Origin of the sequence: Mesorhizobium sp. WSM4884 (assembly GCF_029625675.1) — a bacterium.
Lineage (GTDB): Bacteria > Pseudomonadota > Alphaproteobacteria > Rhizobiales > Rhizobiaceae > Mesorhizobium.
This window is the reverse complement of record NZ_JARTVO010000005.1, coordinates 215,480-233,196: the sequence shown is the minus strand read 5'-3', so window position 1 is coordinate 233,196 and position 17,717 is coordinate 215,480. Positions and strand designations below refer to the sequence as shown.

General features: G+C 63.5%; 14 protein-coding genes and 1 pseudogene. 2 read left to right on the top strand and 13 right to left on the bottom strand.

The window, feature by feature from the left end; translation table 11 throughout:
- Positions 1-14: 14 nt before the first annotated feature.
- A complete protein-coding gene (locus tag P9236_RS10520; RefSeq protein ID WP_278074550.1) occupies positions 15-1,235 on the bottom strand; it encodes a lytic murein transglycosylase in 1,221 nt (406 codons plus the stop codon).
- Positions 1,236-1,458: 223 nt separating this feature from the next.
- On the opposite strand from P9236_RS10520, the gene galU reads away from it, so the two are divergent.
- Entirely contained in the window at positions 1,459-2,364 is a 906-nt protein-coding gene (gene galU, locus P9236_RS10515; RefSeq protein WP_278074549.1) for a UTP--glucose-1-phosphate uridylyltransferase GalU, read from the top strand.
- A gap of 24 nt (positions 2,365-2,388) precedes the next feature.
- On the opposite strand, the gene P9236_RS10510 is transcribed toward galU, so the two are convergent.
- Positions 2,389-4,182, bottom strand: a complete 1,794-nt coding sequence (locus P9236_RS10510; protein ID WP_278074548.1) for an outer membrane beta-barrel protein — start codon at positions 4,180-4,182, stop codon at positions 2,389-2,391.
- A gap of 160 nt (positions 4,183-4,342) precedes the next feature.
- On the opposite strand from P9236_RS10510, the gene P9236_RS10505 reads away from it, so the two are divergent.
- Positions 4,343-5,344 (top strand): KpsF/GutQ family sugar-phosphate isomerase, encoded by a 1,002-nt coding sequence (locus tag P9236_RS10505; protein ID WP_278074547.1) that lies wholly within the window; start codon positions 4,343-4,345, stop codon positions 5,342-5,344.
- Between the two features lie 36 nt (positions 5,345-5,380).
- Here P9236_RS10505 and P9236_RS10500 read toward each other — a convergent pair whose 3' ends face one another.
- From P9236_RS10500 to P9236_RS10450, 11 genes and pseudogenes are all read right to left on the bottom strand, one after another.
- Entirely contained in the window at positions 5,381-5,878 is a 498-nt protein-coding gene (locus P9236_RS10500; RefSeq protein WP_278074546.1) for an NfeD family protein, read from the bottom strand.
- Positions 5,879-5,908: 30 nt separating this feature from the next.
- Complete coding sequence (locus P9236_RS10495) at positions 5,909-6,859, bottom strand: SPFH domain-containing protein (RefSeq protein WP_278074545.1); 951 nt, start codon at positions 6,857-6,859, stop codon at positions 5,909-5,911.
- 87 nt (positions 6,860-6,946) lie between these two features.
- Positions 6,947-7,940: pseudogene (locus P9236_RS10490) on the bottom strand (IS481 family transposase).
- A gap of 106 nt (positions 7,941-8,046) precedes the next feature.
- Positions 8,047-9,102, bottom strand: coding sequence for a ferrochelatase (gene hemH / locus P9236_RS10485; protein ID WP_278074544.1), 1,056 nt, complete (start codon positions 9,100-9,102; stop codon positions 8,047-8,049).
- Between the two features lie 254 nt (positions 9,103-9,356).
- Positions 9,357-11,390 carry a 5'-nucleotidase C-terminal domain-containing protein gene (locus P9236_RS10480; RefSeq protein ID WP_278074543.1) on the bottom strand — a complete coding sequence of 678 codons (2,034 nt, stop codon included), beginning with the start codon at positions 11,388-11,390 and terminating at the stop codon, positions 9,357-9,359.
- 302 nt (positions 11,391-11,692) lie between these two features.
- Positions 11,693-12,064: a hypothetical protein gene (locus P9236_RS10475; protein ID WP_278074542.1), complete on the bottom strand. Its 372-nt coding sequence runs from the start codon at positions 12,062-12,064 to the stop codon at positions 11,693-11,695.
- A 189-nt stretch (positions 12,065-12,253) separates the two neighbouring features.
- Positions 12,254-13,699, bottom strand: coding sequence for a homospermidine synthase (locus P9236_RS10470; RefSeq protein WP_278074541.1), 1,446 nt, complete (start codon positions 13,697-13,699; stop codon positions 12,254-12,256).
- Positions 13,700-13,832: 133 nt separating this feature from the next.
- The gene (locus tag P9236_RS10465; protein ID WP_278074540.1) at positions 13,833-14,771 is read right to left on the bottom strand and encodes a DUF3445 domain-containing protein; all 939 of its coding nucleotides are present in this window, start codon (positions 14,769-14,771) and stop codon (positions 13,833-13,835) included.
- A gap of 57 nt (positions 14,772-14,828) precedes the next feature.
- Entirely contained in the window at positions 14,829-15,491 is a 663-nt protein-coding gene (locus tag P9236_RS10460; RefSeq protein WP_278074539.1) for an aminotransferase class IV family protein, read from the bottom strand.
- A complete protein-coding gene (locus P9236_RS10455) occupies positions 15,440-16,585 on the bottom strand; it encodes an aminodeoxychorismate synthase component I (protein ID WP_278074538.1) in 1,146 nt (381 codons plus the stop codon). Before P9236_RS10455 ends, P9236_RS10460 begins: the two co-directional genes overlap by 52 nt.
- 380 nt (positions 16,586-16,965) lie before the next feature.
- Complete coding sequence (locus P9236_RS10450; RefSeq protein ID WP_278074537.1) at positions 16,966-17,685, bottom strand: proton-conducting membrane transporter; 720 nt, start codon at positions 17,683-17,685, stop codon at positions 16,966-16,968.
- Positions 17,686-17,717 lie beyond the last annotated feature (32 nt).

Below are 17,717 nucleotides of genomic sequence, written 5' to 3'. Positions count from 1 at the left end.
CGCCACGGGCGGCTCTACTGCTTGCGGAGCCATTTCAGCACTTCCAAGCTCGGATAGCCATCCTGTGTCAAGCCGACCTTTGCCTGGTAAGCCATGATGGCGGCTTTCGATCCGTCGCCGATCTTGCCGTCGAACTTGCCGTCATAATAGCCGTGCTCGGAAAGCCGCTTCTGCAATTCCTGGCGTTGCTCGAAGGTGAGCTTGGTGAAGGGCCGCTGCCAATCCTGCACAAGGCCTGTGCCGCCGGCGATCTCGTCGGCGAGAAGGCCGACGGCCAAAGCGTATTTGTCGGCATTGTTGTAGGCCTTGATGACCGAAAAATTCCTGATCATCAGGAAAGACGGTCCGCCTCTTCCGTCCGGTACCTTCAAAGTCGCCTTGTCGGTCAGGTTCCGGAACGGCTTGCCATTGGCCCTAACGACGCCGAGCGCCTGCCATTGCGCCAGCGTCTTCGATCCGGCGGGCAGCTTGCCGGCCGGAATGGTGACCTCATAGCCCCAGGTCTTGCCGGCCTGCCAGCCGTTCTTCTTTAAGAGATTGGCGGAGGTCGCCAGCGCGTCTGGGATCGAGTTCCAGATGTCGCGCCGGCCGTTGCCGTCCATGTCGACCGCGTAGCGCTGGTAGCTGGTCGGGATGAACTGGGTCTGGCCCATCGCGCCCGCCCAGGAACCCATCAGATGACTTTCATCGATGTCGCCGGTCTGCAGGATCTTCAGCGCGGCGATCAGCTGGGTGCGGGCATATTTCGACCGCTTCGGGTCGCCATAGGCAAGGGTCGCCAGCGAACGAATGACATTGCGCATGATGTCGTCGCGCTTGAGGGTCTCGCCATAGTTCGATTCCATTGACCAGATGGCGAGAAGGATGTTGCGGTCGACACCGAACCGCGCCTCGATGCGATCCAGCCACGGCTTCCATTTGCGCGCCATTGCCTGACCGTTGGCCACTGACTGGTCATGCACGCGGTTGTCGAAATAATCCCAGGCGGGAGCGGTGAATTCCGGCTGGGTGCGGGCCTTTTCCAGCACGACCGGGTCAGGCTCGATGCCTCTCATGGCCTGGTCATAGACAGCACCCGAAACGCCGCCCGAAACCGCAGTCGCGCGAAAGCCCGCGACCCACTGGCGGAACCCCGCATCGGCGAAAGCGGGTCCGGCAGGCATCAGCAGGGCAAGCGTCAGGCCGGCGGCCGTCACCATTGCCGTCAGGCGCCTTGCGGTGTTGCGAACGGACATCTTTTCCTCCTTCGTCAAATCAGGAAGGATCATTCAACGCCGAACCGGGTTAGTATTTAGTTTACCATAGGTGCTGCTACGAATGAAAAGAGAGGTCGCAGCTTTAAGCTTGCACATTCGACTTGGCCGTTCGGTAATTCAACATTCCGGCGTGAAAATGTCAGGGGGGATTGCGGAGCACCTCGCCGAGCGGATAATGGGCTCAAAACGGATGGGGTCGAGCATGAAGCGAGTTCGCAAGGCAGTTTTCCCGGTCGCCGGCCTCGGTACGCGGTTCCTTCCGGCCACCAAAGCCATTCCGAAGGAGATGCTGACCGTCGTCGACCGGCCGGTCATCCAGTATGTGGTCGACGAGGCGCGCGAGGCCGGTATCGAGCATTTCATCTTCGTGACCGGGCGCAACAAGGCGGTCATCGAGGATCACTTCGACGTCCAGTTCGAGCTCTACGACACGCTGGCGCAGCGCGGCAAGGACGACCAACTCGCCCGCCTGCAACGCCTCCAGCCGGCACCCGGCCAGACCAGCTTCACGCGCCAGCAAGTGCCGATGGGGCTTGGCCATGCCGTCTGGTGCGCGCGCGAGCTTGTCGGCAACGAACCGTTCGCGCTACTGTTGCCGGACATGATCATGCAGTCGGAGAAAAGCTGCATGAAGGATATGGTCGAGCTTTACGCCGAGACCGGCAACAACATCATCGCGGTGCAGGAATGCGATCCGGCCGAGGCGCACAAATACGGCATCGTCGGCCGTGGCGAGGACACCCATCACGGCTTCCGCATCACGGGCATGGTGGAGAAGCCGAAGCCGGGCACCGCGCCCTCCAATCTCTTCATCAACGGGCGCTACATCCTGCAGCCGGAGATTTTCGGCATCCTCGAAAGCCAGGAGCGCGGCGCAGGCAACGAGATCCAGCTGACGGATGCGATGCTGAAGCTGGAGAAGCAGCAGCCCTTCTACGGCTATCATTACAAGGGACGCACCTTCGACTGCGGCTCGCCGGAAGGCTTCGTCGAGGCCAACGTCGCCTTCGCGCTCTGGCGCAACGATATGAACGAGAGCATGGCCGGCGTCATCCGCACCCTGCTGGATGAAGTGCGGCCGGCGGAGCGGCGCGGCGCGGCGTTTTAGGCTACACCCTCAGCCGCACAGCCTTCAGCGCTGCACCTTCAGGCCGAGATAGACGCTGTTGGCGACGTAGTCGCGGCCGGGCAGGTTGCTGGTCAGCTTTTCCGTCCTCACCCGTGTGGTGAGGCCGGCATAGCGGTTCAGCCACCAAGTCAGACCCGCCTCGGCGCTCAAGATCAGGTCATGGCCGTCGGAGCCGGTGTAATCGCGCCAGTCGAGGCCAAGCGACGAGTTCGCCGTCAGATTGGCGCGGACCTGCCGCTCGCCGGTAAGGCGGCTCGAGTAGAGGACATCGCCGCTCTCGTTTGCCGCGGTCGTGCTCTCGATCGTGGTCCTTCCGGTGAGGCCGATAATGGTGCCGCGCTCGGGCGACCATTTGAGATCGGCATTGACGTATGGGCCAGCATTGGCCGGCAGACGATCGTCATCGATGGCTTCGCGCAGCCATCCGACGGAAAATTCGCCGGACAGCTTGTCATCCATGTCGAGCTCGAGGCCGGCGCGGGCGCCGAGCCGCGTCGAGGAGCGCTCGAAACCGTTGCTGTCGAGGCGCAGATCATAGATCCGCCGGCCAGCCTCCGCCTCGACGAAGGGCGTGAGGGCCGGCGAGACCTGATAGCCGGTGCGCAAGGTCGCCGAATAGAGCGTGGAGTCGCGATCCTTCTGCGACAGGACGGTGCCGTCCGAGAGTTTGGCGTCGCCGTAGAAGTCGTGCGTGACCGCGCCGGTCAGCGCGTAGCGCATCTTGCCGACATCCTTCTCGATGCCGAGGCTGCCGTCCACGGTCTGCCGCAGCGGCTGCGAGGTGACACCGGCAATCGCATCGGGCGAAGATGCCGATTCCGGCACCGCTTCATAGCCGAGCTTGGCGATGGCGCGCAGCTCGTTGTCGAGGTCGACATTGAGCTGGCCCTCGATCCGGCCCTGCGCGTCATTGATCTTCTGGCCCGAAAGCGTGTTGCGGAAGATGCCGTAGCCGTCGATGACGGCCGAATTCTCGCGCCAGTCCGAGGTGGCGGAGAAACGCAGTGCCGTCTCCGACAGCACCGCCGGCCTGCCGCCGCTGCTGCCGTCGGCATTGGACGTCGCGGTGAAGCCTTGCTCCAGCGTCGGCCGGAAGACAAAGGTTCCGAGCTTGATGCCGGGGGCGGCGAAGGGGTCATCCTCCGGCTTCATCTTCTGGCCTTCGATCGATCCGGTGCGCTCAGCGCCGGGATCGAGCTTCTGCCGGTCGACGCTGTCGATGGTGAGGGCGCGGCGGTTCGTGTCGACATCCTCGGTGGCCGCGGTATCGGCCCGATCGTCGGCAGCGGAGGTCTTGGCCATGCTGTCGGTGGCTTGGCCGGGTTTCTTCTTCGCCTTTTTCTTGTCGGCAGCCTTGGTGTCGCCTTTCGTGCCGGCATCGGCTGCGCGCTGCCTGGCGGTCGAAGGCCGGCGCGGCCGGGCCGCGGTCAAATTGTCGGCGAAAGGGTCGTCGATGGCCTGCGGCTGGTCGAAGATGCTCCCCGTCGCGCCCGCTGTCTGGTCGCCGTCGGGCACCGCGCCTGGGCTTGCCGGCTCATATGGGTTAGCAGGTGTCTGGCCCTCGGCCGTCTGAGCTACCGGAGCCGCCTGCTCCGGCGATCCCTGCGCGCGCAACTGTCTCGCTTTGCGTTGCTGGTCGACCAGAATCGCCGATTCCGACACCTCGCCGCGCAGCTCGGTTTCCTGCGCGAAGACCGGCGCCGGGCGCAGCAAGGCAAGTACGCTCGCCGCCACCAGCAGCGTGCTGACGGCTATGCCCTTTCGACCTCTTCTCGTTTCAGGCTGGGGCCCCGACATCGTCACCACTGCATGCGCGGCGCAGGCGCGCCATACTTACCGGACCGTAAATGCGGATGGTTAACGGAGGGTTGAAACGGGCTGGTTCCACCGCCCGCGACGCACGCGGAACGGGAATTCCGTTGGACAGGCGGGCGACATGGCGCTAATGGCTTCTGCCATGCATGCGGGGTCCCCAGGAAGAAAGCAGCCGGACAGGCAGGCTGCGATCGAATCGGCGCTGAGAACGGTGGCGACGGAGCAAGCCGGCGTCGCGGCGCTTGCCGCTGCGCTCGGCAACGGCCTGGCCGAGCCGTTCGGGGCCGCGGTGGACATCATCTCGCGGATCGAAGGCCGCGTCATCGTCACCGGCGTCGGCAAGAGCGGCCATATCGGCTCCAAGATCGCCGCCACGCTCGCTTCTACCGGCACGCCTGCCTTCTTCGTCCATCCGGCCGAGGCCAATCATGGCGATCTCGGCATGATCGCCAAGGATGACGCCATCATCGCCATGTCCTGGTCCGGCGAAAGCAAGGAACTGATGGGCATCGTCGCCTATTCCAGGCGCTTTTCGATCCCGCTGATAGCCATCACCTCCGGCGAGAATTCGGCGCTGGCACGGGCCGCGGACGTGATGCTGCTCCTGCCGGTCGTGCCCGAGGCTTGCCCGCACGGGCTGGCACCGACGACATCGACGCTTCTCCAACTGGTCATGGGCGATGCGCTGGCGATTGCGCTGCTCGAGGCACGCGGCTTCACGCCGGATCACTTCCGGACCTTGCACCCGGGCGGGCAGCTTGGCGCCAATCTGACCTTGGTGTCAGAGATCATGAGGACCGGCGATCAGGTTCCGCTTGCCCTTCTCGGCACCAAGATGCCGGAAGCGGTGATGACGCTGTCACAGAAGAAAGTCGGTTGCGTCTGCATCGTCGATACGAACGGCAAACTGGTCGGGATCGTCACCGACGGCGACGTCGCGCGCAACCTGCACCGCAATCTGGCCAACGTCACCGTCGACGAGGTCATGACCCGCATCCCCAAGACGATCGATCCTCAGACGCTTGCGGGCACGGCGATCGCCATGCTCAACGAGCACAATATCGGCGCGTTGGTGGTGATCAAGAACGACATGCCGGTGGGCGTGGTTCACTTCCACGATCTTTTGCGCATCGGCGCCGCTTAGGCCGGCCTGCAAATGGCGGCTTTCTGCGCTTTTTGGTCAGATAGCTTCGACGGTCAGCTCCAGATCGGTATCCGCTGCGCCGGTGACGCGCACTTGCGCGCCCGCTGGCAGGTCCGGGCCGGAAACGCGCCACAGCGTGTCCCCCAGCCTGATGCGGCCGCGGCCGTTCTGGATCGGTTCGGCCAGCGTTGCCGTGCGGCCGACCATCTGCGCGCCGCGGCGGTTGAGCAGCGGCTGATCGACCTCGCCGGCGCGCGCTGCCGTCAGCCTCTTGCCGACGAAGGCCGAGATCACAGACAAGACGAGGAAGGCCAGAACCTGAACCTGCCACGTCCAAATGGCGCCGTTCAATTCGGCCTGCCACGGCCAGATGGCGGCATAGCCGATGAGCAGCGAGATCGCGCCGACGATCAGCGCCGCGAGGCCGATCCAGAGCATGAACACGCCAGGCGCCACGATTTCCATCACCAGGAGCACGAAGCCGAGAACCATCCAGTTCCAGGGGCCGAGCTCCGAAACGATGCGGTCGATCATTGACGTTCTCTCCAACCAGACAGCGTCACATCAGTTGTCGCTTGGCCGCACGACCGGCGGGCGCGAGACCTGCCGCTGCGTGCCGGAAGCGCCGTCGCCCTTGAAGACCTCGCGGGCGATCTCGCCGATGCCGCCCAGAGAACCGATCAGCGACGAGGCTTCGAACGGCATCAGCACGATCTTGTTGTTGCTGGACGAGCCGATCTTGGCCAGCGCCTCGGTGTATTTCTGCGCGACGAAGTAGTTGATGGCCTGCACGTCGCCCTTGGCGATGGCTTCCGACACCACCTGCGTCGCCTTGGCCTCGGCCTCGGCCGAGCGCTCGCGCGCCTCGGCGTCGCGGAAGGCGGCCTCCCTGCGGCCCTCGGCCTCGAGGATCTGCGACTGCTTCAAGCCTTCGGCCGCGAGGATCTGGGCGCGCTTGTCGCGCTCGGCCATCATCTGGCGACCCATCGACTCCACCAGATTGGCCGGCGGGTTGATGTCCTTGATCTCGACGCGGGTGATCTTGATGCCCCACGGATGCGCCGCCTCGTCGACGACACGCAGCAGGCGCTCGTTGATGGCGTCGCGGTTGGACAGCAGTTCGTCGAGGTCCATCGAACCCATGACAGTGCGGATGTTGGTCATGGTGAGGTTGAGGATGGCGTTCTGCAGCCCGGCCACTTGGTAAGCGGCCTGCGCGGCGTTCAGCACCTGGTAGAAGGCGACGCCATCGACGCCGACGATGGCGTTGTCGCGGGTGATGATCTCCTGCGTCGGGACGTCGAGCACCTGCTCCATCATGTTCATCTTGGCGCCGACGCGCTCGAATATCGGGTTGATGATGTTGAGGCCGGGCGTCAGCGTCTTGGTGTACCGCCCGAAACGCTCCACCGTGTAGTTGTAACCTTGCGGCACCGTTTTGATGCCCTTGAAAAGAAGGATGACGACGAGAAGGACAAGAACAATGATGGCAATATCGAAACCGCTGAAGCCCATTTCGTTTCTCCCTCAAAAGGCGGCGACCTCACGAAATCACTTAAGTGTGTTTCCGTAACGTTACAATCAGGTGATCATGAATATTGGTTAGCTGTTTAGTCCCGGCATTTGCTGGAGCGGATTGAGCCAGAAGCGTTCGGGCTGGGAGGCCCATGCCTTGCAGATGGACTCGTAGGGCGTAAGACCTTTGAGGGTCTTGAGCCCTGCGAGCGAAGTTGTAGGCGGCGACGAAGTCGGCGAGATGCTGGCGGAGCTGGTCGTGGCTCTCGTAGTAGAAGCGCTTGACCGTGGCGTCCTTGATGGTCCGGTTCATCCTCTCGACCTGGCCGTTGGTCCATGGGTGCTTGGCCTTGGTCGTGCGGTGCTCAATGTCGTTGGTGGCGCAGGCATATTCGAAGGCATGCGCCCAGAAACGTTCGCCGTTGGCGATGGCTTCCTTGATCAGCGGCACGGCCGAGCCTCCGGCGCCGGGTGTGGTGAACTGGATGCCGTTGTCGGTGAGCACGGTATGAATCTTGTAGGGGACGGCTTTGATCAGCCGCAGCAGGAAGTCTCTCGAGACGGCGGTGGTGGCCTTCTCATGCAACTCGACGAAGGCGAACTTCGAAGTGCGGTCGATGGCAACGAACATGTGCAGCTTGCCCTGCTCGGTGCGCACCTCGGCCACGTCGAGGTGAAAGAAGCCGATCGGATAGGTCTTGAACTTCTTCTTCGCCGGCCTGTCGCCTTCGACATCCGGCAGGCGGCTGATGCCATGGCGCTGCAGGCAGCGATGCAATGAAGACCGCGTCAGATGCGGGATCGTCGGTTGCAGCGCATAGAGGCAGTCGTCGAGTGGCAGCAACGTATAGCGCCGAAAGGCAACGATGACTGCCTCTTCCTCGACGGAAAGAACCGTCGACCTCGGCTCTTTTGGGCCGGTCGGCAAATCAGCGACCGAGGTCCGATTCTTCCATTTGCCGACCGTCTTCTGGTTGATCCCGTAGCGCTTGGCCAGCGCCCTCAAGCTCTCTTGACTATGCTGTATCGCTCGACGGACCGCCTCTGTCGTCGTGGCGCTCCCGTGAAGAACCTGGCCCATAGCGCATCCTTTGATTCGGAGGACAAGGATGCCCCATCAAAGCCTGGGATCAAACAGTTAGCGGAGGCTTTTGCGCACCGGATTCAAGGTCTGTCGGTGAAGACCGTCACACCCAGCCGGACAGCTCGCGCCGCACGAGCGCTTCGATCACCGCCATGCCCTCGGTGCTGTCGTTGAGGCAGGGGATATGAGTGAAGTCCTTGCCGCCGGCATGGTGGAAGGTCTCGGCCGCCTCGCGGCCGATCTCGTCCAACGTCTCGATGCAGTCGACGGAGAAGCCGGGATTGACGACAGCGATCGACTTGACGCCGTCCTTCGCCAGCTTCTCGACGGTGACGTCGGTGTAGGGCTGCAGCCATTCCTGCGCGCCGAAGCGCGATTGGAAGGTGGTGATGAGCTTCTTCTCGTCCCAGCCGAGCCTCGCCCGCAGCAACCGGGTCGTCTCCAGACAATGCGCGCGATAGGGATCGCCCTTGTCGGAATAGGGTTTTGGGATGCCATGGTAGGAGGTGATGACCACCTCCGGCACGAAGTCGAGCGTCGCCAGATGCTTCTCGATCGAACGGGCGAGCGCCTCGATATAGACCGGCTCGTCATAATAGGGCGGCACGCTGCGGATCGCCGGCGCATGCCTGATCCTCATCAGCGCGCGGAACAGCTGGTCATTGGCGGTTGCCGTCGTCGTCGCCGAATATTGCGGATAGATCGGAAAGGTGAGGATGCGCTCGCAGCCTTGCTCGACCAGCCGTTGGGCGACGTCCGCCGTCGAGGGATTGCCATAGCGCATCGCCCAGTCGACCACGACGTTGGGCAAGTCACCAAGCGCGCCGCTAAGCTTCTCGGCCTGCGAGCGGGTGAAGGTGCGCAGCGGCGACTCGTTCTTTTCGGTGTTCCAGATCCGGGCGTAATTGGCGCCCGACTTTTTCGGCCGAGTGGTGAGAACCAGCCCGTAGAGGATCGGATACCAGATCGCCTTGTTGAGCTCGATGACGCGCGGATCGGAGAGGAATTCCCTGAGATAGCGCCACATTGGCTTGAATTCGGTCCCATCCGGCGTGCCTAGATTGATCAGCATGATGCCGATCTTGCCCGATTTCGTCGGCGCGGCGCCCGCCAGCGCCGGATCGGCGGCTTTCGCATCGGCAGGGCTGGCAAGCGTCATCAACCGTCTCCGGGCACCGAAGGGCTGGAGCAGTTCAGCGTTTCACGGAACGCTGAACTGCTCCAGCTATTTGTTTTTGCGCAATTCCAGACGGAAAACCGTGCAAACTCTCTTGGAATTGCGTTGAGCGCCCGCGAAACTAGCGACGCCGCGCCGGTTTTCAATGCTGCGTCTGGCCGCACCTTACCGCGTTCCAGCTTGAAAACGGAACACCCGCCCGGTTTCCTGGGCGGGTGCCATGAATGCCCGAGGGCTTACTTCGCGGCCGGCGGGATGGTCAGCGTCGCGCCGAGCGGCAGGCGACGCGGCCTGTAGTCCTTGTTGGCCTCGGAGATCAGCTTCCATTTGGCGCCGTCGCCATAATTTTTCTTGGCCAAATCCCAGTAGGTGTCGCCGGCGGCGATCACGTGGCTGGTTTCTGGGCCGGTCCCGGTAGGCTTGGCTTCGGCGGGCGCTGTCTCGGCCGGCTTGGCCGGTTCTGCGGCCGGGGCCGGCGTCGTCGTTTCGGCGGGCTTTGCCGGTTCTGCCGGGGTCGGTGTGGCCGGAGCGGTTTCGGCCGAAACCGTCGGCGGCGTGCCGGCTATGTCGCCGGAATTGGACGGCAAGGCCGGCATTGCGGGCTCGGCGGTCGCCGGCGCTGTCTCGGCAGGCTTTGCCGGCTCTGCTGCCGCTACCGTCGCTCCGACTTCGGTGATGCGGCCGTCGAGCTTCGGCGTGTAGGGCCGGTGCGCGCCGAGATAATCGGCCACCACCTGCTCCAGGCCCGGGCCGTAGTCATAGGCGTCCGTTGCCTTCTCGGCGAAGACCTTGTAGCCGTCGCCGCCCTGGCGGACGTAGTTGTTGGTGGCGACGAGATACTGCTTGTCCGGGTTGATCGGCGCCCAGGCGCCGTTCTCCATCACCTCGACCGATTTGACGCGGCCGGCATTGGGCGCGACCGACTTGTCGAAGGAGTATTTCAGCCCGGCCACCTGCGGGAAGCGGCCGGCACCGTCCTCGATCTGGCTGAGGCCGCTTTCCAGCCCTGCGACCAGATCCTTGCCGGAGATCTTGAACGTCGCCAGCGTGTTCTGGAACGGCAGGACGGTCAGTACCTCGCCCATGGTCACGGTGCCCTGGTCGATCGAGGCGCGCAGGCCGCCGCCGTTCGAGATGACGATCTCGACGCCCTGGCCCTTGACGCGATCGAGGACGGCGTCGGAGACGAGATTGCCCATTTCGCATTCGCGGGCGCGGCAATTCTCGCGGCTGCCGTCGATCGGCTTGGTCGTCTCGGCGACCTCCTTGTTCTTCAGCGCCTCGATCGGCGCGCCAAGCTCCTTGATGCGGGCAAGAACGGCTGGATCGGGAGTGATCGACTTGTCGAGGAAGATCGGGTCGCCGCTCGCTTCCTTGACGACGCCATTGTCGTCGAACACGACCTTGAACTCGCCGAGATATTTCGAATAGGACGCTGCCTGCACCACCGGCACCTTGTAGCCGTCGGGGTTGTCGACCATCGTCGGATAGGGGCCTGCCGCCTTGGGGTCGGTGTTGGACAGCAGCGTGTGGCTGTGGCCGCCGACCACCACGTCGACACCCGGGATCTTGGCGATCACGTCGCGCTCGCGGTTGTAGCCGATGTGGGTCACCGCGATGATCTTGTTGATGCCCTGCGCCTTCAGTTTCTCGACCTCGGCCGTGATCGACTTGACGTCGTCGGCGATGGCAATGTTCGGACCCGGCGAGGCAAGCTCCGGCGTGTCGTTGGTGACGGCGCCGACAATGCCGATCTTCTGGCCACCGATCTCGACGACCATCGACGGCTTGATCTTGCCCGCCGCGCCGGATTTATCGTTGGGCACGACGTTGGCGCTGACGATCGGGAACTTCGCCTTGTCGAGGTAAGGCACCAGCGCGCTCTCGCCGTCGTCGAATTCATGATTGCCGAGCGTCACAGCGTCGGGCTTGATCTCATTGAGAAATTCCTCCTCCGCGGCACCCTTATAGGTGATGTAGAACAGCGATCCCTGAAAGCTGTCGCCTGCATTGAGCAGCAACACGTTCTGACCCTCGAGCTTCTTGCGCTCCTGGGCGATCGCGGTGACCAGCCGGCCGGCGCCGCCAATGCACTCGCCTTTGGTTTCCTCTTCGGCAGAACAGGTCGACTCGTATTTGTTGTTGCCTTCGATGCGGCTGTGCCAGTCGTTGAAATGCAAGATGTTCAGCGTGTAGTCGGCAAAGGATGCTCCGGCCGACATGCCAATCGTCGAGGCAGACAGAGCTAGAACGGCGGCAATCTTCTTCATCTTCGTCTCCCGGATAAGCTGACCTGAAGTGCTTAATGCCCTCGCTTGACTGGAAAATAACAGTCAGCTTCGGGTCATGTTCACATCGCGTTTTTGTCGATGCAAGCGGAAATCAGGAAGAGCTTTGCCGGCACAAAAAAGAACGGCGGCTCACGCCGCCGGCCCCGACAAGATCGATCTCTCCATAGAGCGTTTCACCGTTTCACGGAAACGCCGAACCGCTCTTTTACGCATTCCGGACGGAGGCTACGGCGAAATCGCCGAACTCAACCGTTACATACTTTCCTGGAATTGCCCTACGCTCAGGCCCGGCGCGTCAGCACGAAATTCTGGCCGCTGGCGCTGGTGCAATTGAGCTGGCTGGTGGAGACCATCAAGCAGTTGAAGCTGACCGGCGTCTGACGAATCAGCGAGGTGCCGTGGATCTCGACCGAGGTCGGGCCGGTCATGGTGTAGCTGCCCTCAGACAACTTCTGGCCGGTGTCGGTCGCTACGGTGGTGAAGCTGCCGGCGGTGAAGGTCGACAAGCCGGTGCCCTTGGCGTCGATCCAGTTGCCCTCGACTCCCTTGGGGGCGGCGGCGATCGGTTCGGAAGGTCCGGTGGTGGTGCAGGCGGCAGCGGCCAGAAGGCTTGCCGCGGCGCCTGCCGAAAGCAATTTGCGCGCAATGGTCATTTTGAAAATCCTCTCCTCTCGCATCGGCCCGAAAATCGGTTTCCGATTTTCGGAAAGCACGATGCGTCCATTCAAAGTGCTAGAGCGTACTTTGTGCGTCCGAATGGACGCACTTCACTCTAGGCCGCTTCATTTCAATCGCCCGATTTCCGGGCGATTGCAAGGTGGAGACGGCGGTAAGTCCGGCTGCTATCGCACCAGGATGTTGCGGAACTGCCACGGGTCTTCCTTGTCCATGTCCTCGGGAAAAAGGCCGGGACGATTATCGAGCGGGGTCCAGTCGGTGTAGTAGCCCCTGACCGGCCCGAGATAGGGCATCTGCACCTCCAGGCAGCGCCTGAAATCCATCTCGTCGGCCTCGACGATGCCGGCCATCGGATTTTCAAGCGCCCAGACCATGCCGGCCAGCACCGCCGACGTGACCTGCAAGCCGGTGGCGTTCTGGTACGGCGCCAGCTTGCGGGCCTCGGCCAAGGACAGCTGCGAGCCGTACCAGTAGGCGTTCTTGTCATGGCCGTAGAGCAGCACGCCGAGCTCGTCGACGCCGTCGACCAGCTCGTTCTCGTCGAGCACATGATGGACAGGCTGCGCCTTGCCGGCCGCACCGAACATCTCATGCAGCGATAGCACGGCGTCGTTGCACGGGTGATAGGCGTAATGGCAGGTCGGGCGGTAGTTGACCTTGCTCTTCTTGCCGCGCACGGTGAAGAAATCGGCGATCGAGATCGCCTCGTTGTGCGTCACCAGGAAGCCGTATTGCGGACCGGGCGTCGGGCACCAGGAGCGCACGCGGGTGTTGGCGCCGGGCTGCTCCAGGAAGATCGCCGCCTGCGAGCCCTGCTTGTGCTTCTTGCCGTTCTTCGGCATCCAGGTCTCGTGCGTTCCCCAGCCGAGCTCGGCCGGCTGCATGCCTTCCGAGATGAAGCCCTCGACCGACCAGGTGTTCCAGAACACGTCCATCGGCTTCGGCTTCTTGGTGCGCTGGGTGTCGCGCTCGGCGATGTGGATGCCCTTGACGCCGGCCTTCTTCATCAGCTTCGCCCAGCCATCGCGGTCGTGCTCCGCCGGCACCACAAATTCGAGCCCGAGATCGGTGGCGAGGTTGACCAGCGCCTGCTTGACGAACCACGAGACCATGCCGGGATTGGCGCCGCAGCAGGAGATGGCGGTGGTGCCGCCGGGAGCCTTTTCTTTCTCCACGCGCACGCTCTCGCGCAGCGCATAGTTGGTGCGCGAGGCGTTGTCGGCCGTTTCGTCGAAATAGAAGCCGAGCCACGGCTCGACCACGGTGTCGACATAGAGCACACCGAGCTTGCGGCAGAGCTTCATCAATTCGAGCGAGGAGGTATCGACCGACAGGTTGACGCACATGCCCTGGCCGCGGCCATTGGTGAGAAGCGGGGTCAGCAGCTTCTTGTAGTTCTTCCTGGTCACCGCGTCGTGGATGAAGGTGATGCCGCGCTCGTCGAGCAGCTTGCGGTCGGTATCGCGCGGGTCGATGACCGCCATGCGCGATTTGTCGAACTTGAAATGGCGTTCGATCAGCGGCAACGTTCCCCGTCCGATCGAGCCAAAGCCGATCATCACGACAGGGCCGGTGATTTCACCGTAAACGGGCCAGTTTTCATTCGCCATTTTTTCGCACACTCCTTCAAACACGCGCAAAACCGGGCACTCTTCACCCCGCGGTCAGGCGCTACAATCACAGATCATTGTCACAAACCAGCGAAAACCGCCAATCGCCGACTAAGCCCGCATGGCGACGTGGTTAAGCGGCCTTGGCCATGCTGTTGAGGTAGGCGACCAGCCGGTCGCGATCGGCGGTGAGGCCCTTGTAGTCGAGCTGCGCCCGGTCGAGGGCCTTGAGCTGTTCGGCGAAAGAGGCCGCCAGCGTCGCCCTTTCAGGGTGCCGGTCGAGCACCGCAAGCGGGTCGAGGTGGATGCGGATAGTGAAGAGGATGTCGCGCGAGACCGGCAGCTTGCGCAGCGTCTGCCGCTCGACTCGGATGAAGGCGTGGGCGTTGATGTCGCCGTCGGGGAAGCGGGTGGGCCGGTTGGTGGCGCGGTCGATGCGCTCCCCGTTGGAAAGCGGATGATAGAGCGCCTCGCCCGCCTGGATCGACCAGTTGAAACGTTCGACCGCCTGGCCCTGCAGGCCGTCGAACATGCGGTTTATCAAATCGGCGGGCCGCGTGCCCGGGCCGAAGCCCGGCACGGGCGCATGGATCTGCTGCAGCGGCTTGCCGAATTTTTCGCGGAGCGACCAGGACGAAGGAAAGCAGAGCGATCCGGCGACGAGCCGCCAGCCGTCGTCGCCCCGCCGCATCAGGATCAAATCCTCCTGCACAAGCAGGGACGCCAGGACGAGCGGCGCTTCGCGCAGTCCGGGAGAGAGCTTGCCGATCGCTCCGTCGGGGCCGAACCCCTCGATGGCGGAGCCTGTGCCGTGGTGAGTCCCTGGGTGTTTTTCTCGGAGATGGGCGACGAGGAGGTCGAGCACTTCGCGCTGTGCGTCGCGCGTATCGTCTTGCTCGACAAAGACCTTTTCAGGAATCTCCGTGTAAAGCCGCCGCTTTTCGGCGAGATAGGGCAAGAGGAATTCATCGACCTCGATCCAGCAGTCGAGCTCGAGCGGCTTCAGGCCGATGGTGAAGAGTTTCGAGGACCCGTCATAGGGCGTGTGGGTCGGGAGCGTGTGGGTGGTCATGCTTGCTTCAAACAGAAAATGGCTTCTCTCAAAAGAAAAGGACTGGCGGCTCCAGTGTCAGGCGAGTTGCGCCGGGATCAGCCCGCGCAGCGAATTGCCGACGAAGATCGCCTTCGCGGACTTCAGATCATCAAAGGTGTAGATCGCTTCCGCGGCGCGGCCTTCGTCCAGAAGCTCGCCGCGCAATACTCCAGGAAGCAGGCCGCAGTCGAGCCGAGGCGTCGCGAGCACGCCGTCACCGAAGTCGGCGAAGAGATTGGTGATCGTGCCTTCGCAGAGCTCGCCGCGCTCGTTGGCAAGCAGCACCTCGTCGGCTTGCGTGATGAGATATTCGGCACGTGCGTGCGTGTAGACCTGTCGCAGGCTGGTCTTGTGGCGCAGCAGCATGTTGCCGGAATCGAGGCAGACCCGCGCCAGCTGCAGCCGCCAGACCCTGTCCGCAGCGAGCGGTTCGTAAGGCTGCGCCGATGCCGTCGCCTCGCCATTGCGCTGCAGGACGAGGCGGGTGCGCAATGCGATCTGCTGCCCGCCGACCGCTCCCGTCAGCGCCTCGCCGACCCGTTGCGGGTGGCAGGCAAAGCCAAGCTCCGCCGCCGAAGCGTAAAGCCGCCCTAGATGCCGCTCGAAGCGCAGGAACCCCGAGCCAGGCTCCCAGCGCATGGTCTCGATCAGTTCGAAGTCGGCACGGTTCCCGTCGCGAAGCGCGCTTTCAGAAGACACTCCCGATACTCCTCATCGGCGGTCGAATCGAAGACGACGCCGCCGCCGACATTGTAGACGGCCTCGCCATCGGCAAAGAGCGAGATGGTGCGGATCGCCACCGAGAACCGCATCGTGCCGCCGGGCGCGACCCAGCCGATGGCACCGCAATAGACGTCGCGCGGCACGCCTTCCAGGTCGTGCAATATCTCCATGGCGCGGATTTTTGGCGCGCCGGTGATCGAGCCGCAGGGAAAGAGCGCGGCGAAAATCTGGCGAATGCCGACATCCGGCAGCAATCTTGCGCGTACCCGGCTCACCATCTGGTGGACGGTCGGATAGGTCTCGATGCGGAACAGCTCCGGCACCTCCAGCGTGCCGATCTCGCTGATCAGCGAGATGTCGTTGCGCAGCAGGTCGACGATCATCCGGTTCTCGGCCTGGTTCTTCTCGTCGGTGCGCAGGAACGCCTTCAGCCGCTCATCCTCGGCCCTGGTCGCGCCGCGCGGCGCCGTGCCCTTCATCGGGTGCGTCTCGATCATACCCTCGTCATCGATCTCGAAGAAGAGCTCCGGCGAGCGCGACAACACGATCGGATCGCCGAGCGAGACCAGCGCGCCGTATTTCACCGGCTGGCGCCCGGTCAGCGCCTCGAAGGCGGCGAGCGGATCGCCGGACCATTGCGCATGGACCGGGAAGGTCAGGTTGCCCTGGTAGCAATCACCCTTGCGGATATGGTCGTGGAGGCGAGCGAAGCGGAGGGCATAGTCCTCGGCCGACCATCCCGTCCTGGCGTCGAAAATCGGGCCGTTGGTCGCTAGCCCGTTGCCTTTCGGCACGGCCTGTTCGAGCGGCACGTCGAAGACGCCGAGACAGATCAGTGGCGCGCGGCGGCCCTCCGGCAGCAGCGGCACCAGCTTCGGCTCAAGCAGGTAGCCGGCCTCGTAGGAGAAATAGCCGGCCAGCCATTTGCCGGCGTCGGAGGCCGCCTGCGCTGCTTCGAGCGCCGGCGCGAATTCGGCCGCGGTTCGCGCGATGATGATCTCGAGCGGCCTGTCGAAGACGAGCTGGCGGCCGGCCTCGTCATTGCGGAAGATTGCGGAAGGCAGGGACATAAGCCTCGGATACGGTCCATTCAGTCGAACGCTCTATATGGGGGCTGGGCGGGGTGCAATCGAGGGAACGGCGTCGGGCGGCGCAAAGGCGTTTTCGGTAACTGATTTTGCAAGGATTGGCGGAGACACCAGAACTTCGTCATCCACGGGCGGAGCGGAAGCGAAGCGGACGCGGAGACCCGAGAATCCATTCCGTGACCTCGCGCGAAGGGTAAAGGCCGTGCAGAACGAAGACTTTTCTGCACCGCCGCAGCGCTTTTAGGTAACGGAATGGATCCTATGGTCCGCGCTGCGTCGCTTCGCTCCTTGCTACGCCATAGGATGACGAAGTGATGGACGTCTCCGGCCTACCTCCGGCATTTGCCATACCGGCGAGATGTTCAGCTGTTGCTGGCGGTGCCTGCCGTCGGGAAGCGACGGGCGAATTCGGCCTCGTCACCCGCAGCCAGTAATTTCGCCTGCTCGATCCATTTCTCGCGCTCGATGCGACCATCGAAATTGAGAACCTCCTCGACGCGCTTCACGTCGGCCTCGGTCCACGCGGCGATCTGGGCGTAGGTGGTGACGCCCTGATCCTTGAGCAGCTTTTCGTTGACCGGACCAATGCCGATCAGGCGGCGCAGATTATCCGCCTTGCCGTTGGGCGCCGTCGGCGCGACGGCTTTCTTCGGAGCCGGTGCGGCTTTCCTTGGCGCCGCGCTTGCCTTCGGCGCGGTCGCCGTCTTGGCCGCCGCCGGTTTCTTGGCCGGCACGGTCTTGGTCGAGGCCGATTTTGCCGCGGACGATTTCGCGGGCGTCGATTTGGCCGCGGCCGGTGTCGACGACATCAGCGCCGTCGGCGCGGGCGCGTCGGCCTTGTCGGCGCCGGCTTTGGCGGGTGTCCCGCGCAGCTGGCGCTCGAGATCGGCGCGGGCGCGGCCACAGGTGTCGAGCTCGCCGCTCAGGCGGTCCGTGTCGGCGCGAAACCGGTCGCGCTCGCTCCTTGCGCGATCGAGATCGCCGCGCAGACTGTCGAGCTCGCCGCGCAGGCGGCCCCAGATGAACCAGCCAACCAGGACACCCACAACGAATGCCAGGAGCATGTAGAAGAAAGTGCTCATTTCCCTCTCCGGTCCGATCTGTCGGCCGCGGC

Coding starts and splice junctions, on each gene's coding strand:
- P9236_RS10520 (WP_278074550.1), bottom strand. CDS start 1,235: ATGTCCGTTCGCAACACCGCAAGGCGCCTGACGGCAATGGTGACGGCC.
- galU (WP_278074549.1), top strand. CDS start 1,459: ATGAAGCGAGTTCGCAAGGCAGTTTTCCCGGTCGCCGGCCTCGGTACG.
- P9236_RS10510 (WP_278074548.1), bottom strand. CDS start 4,182: ATGTCGGGGCCCCAGCCTGAAACGAGAAGAGGTCGAAAGGGCATAGCC.
- P9236_RS10505 (WP_278074547.1), top strand. CDS start 4,343: ATGCATGCGGGGTCCCCAGGAAGAAAGCAGCCGGACAGGCAGGCTGCG.
- P9236_RS10500 (WP_278074546.1), bottom strand. CDS start 5,878: ATGATCGACCGCATCGTTTCGGAGCTCGGCCCCTGGAACTGGATGGTT.
- P9236_RS10495 (WP_278074545.1), bottom strand. CDS start 6,859: ATGGGCTTCAGCGGTTTCGATATTGCCATCATTGTTCTTGTCCTTCTC.
- hemH (WP_278074544.1), bottom strand. CDS start 9,102: ATGACGCTTGCCAGCCCTGCCGATGCGAAAGCCGCCGATCCGGCGCTG.
- P9236_RS10480 (WP_278074543.1), bottom strand. CDS start 11,390: ATGAAGAAGATTGCCGCCGTTCTAGCTCTGTCTGCCTCGACGATTGGC.
- P9236_RS10475 (WP_278074542.1), bottom strand. CDS start 12,064: ATGACCATTGCGCGCAAATTGCTTTCGGCAGGCGCCGCGGCAAGCCTT.
- P9236_RS10470 (WP_278074541.1), bottom strand. CDS start 13,699: ATGGCGAATGAAAACTGGCCCGTTTACGGTGAAATCACCGGCCCTGTC.
- P9236_RS10465 (WP_278074540.1), bottom strand. CDS start 14,771: ATGACCACCCACACGCTCCCGACCCACACGCCCTATGACGGGTCCTCG.
- P9236_RS10455 (WP_278074538.1), bottom strand. CDS start 16,585: ATGTCCCTGCCTTCCGCAATCTTCCGCAATGACGAGGCCGGCCGCCAG.
- P9236_RS10450 (WP_278074537.1), bottom strand. CDS start 17,685: ATGAGCACTTTCTTCTACATGCTCCTGGCATTCGTTGTGGGTGTCCTG.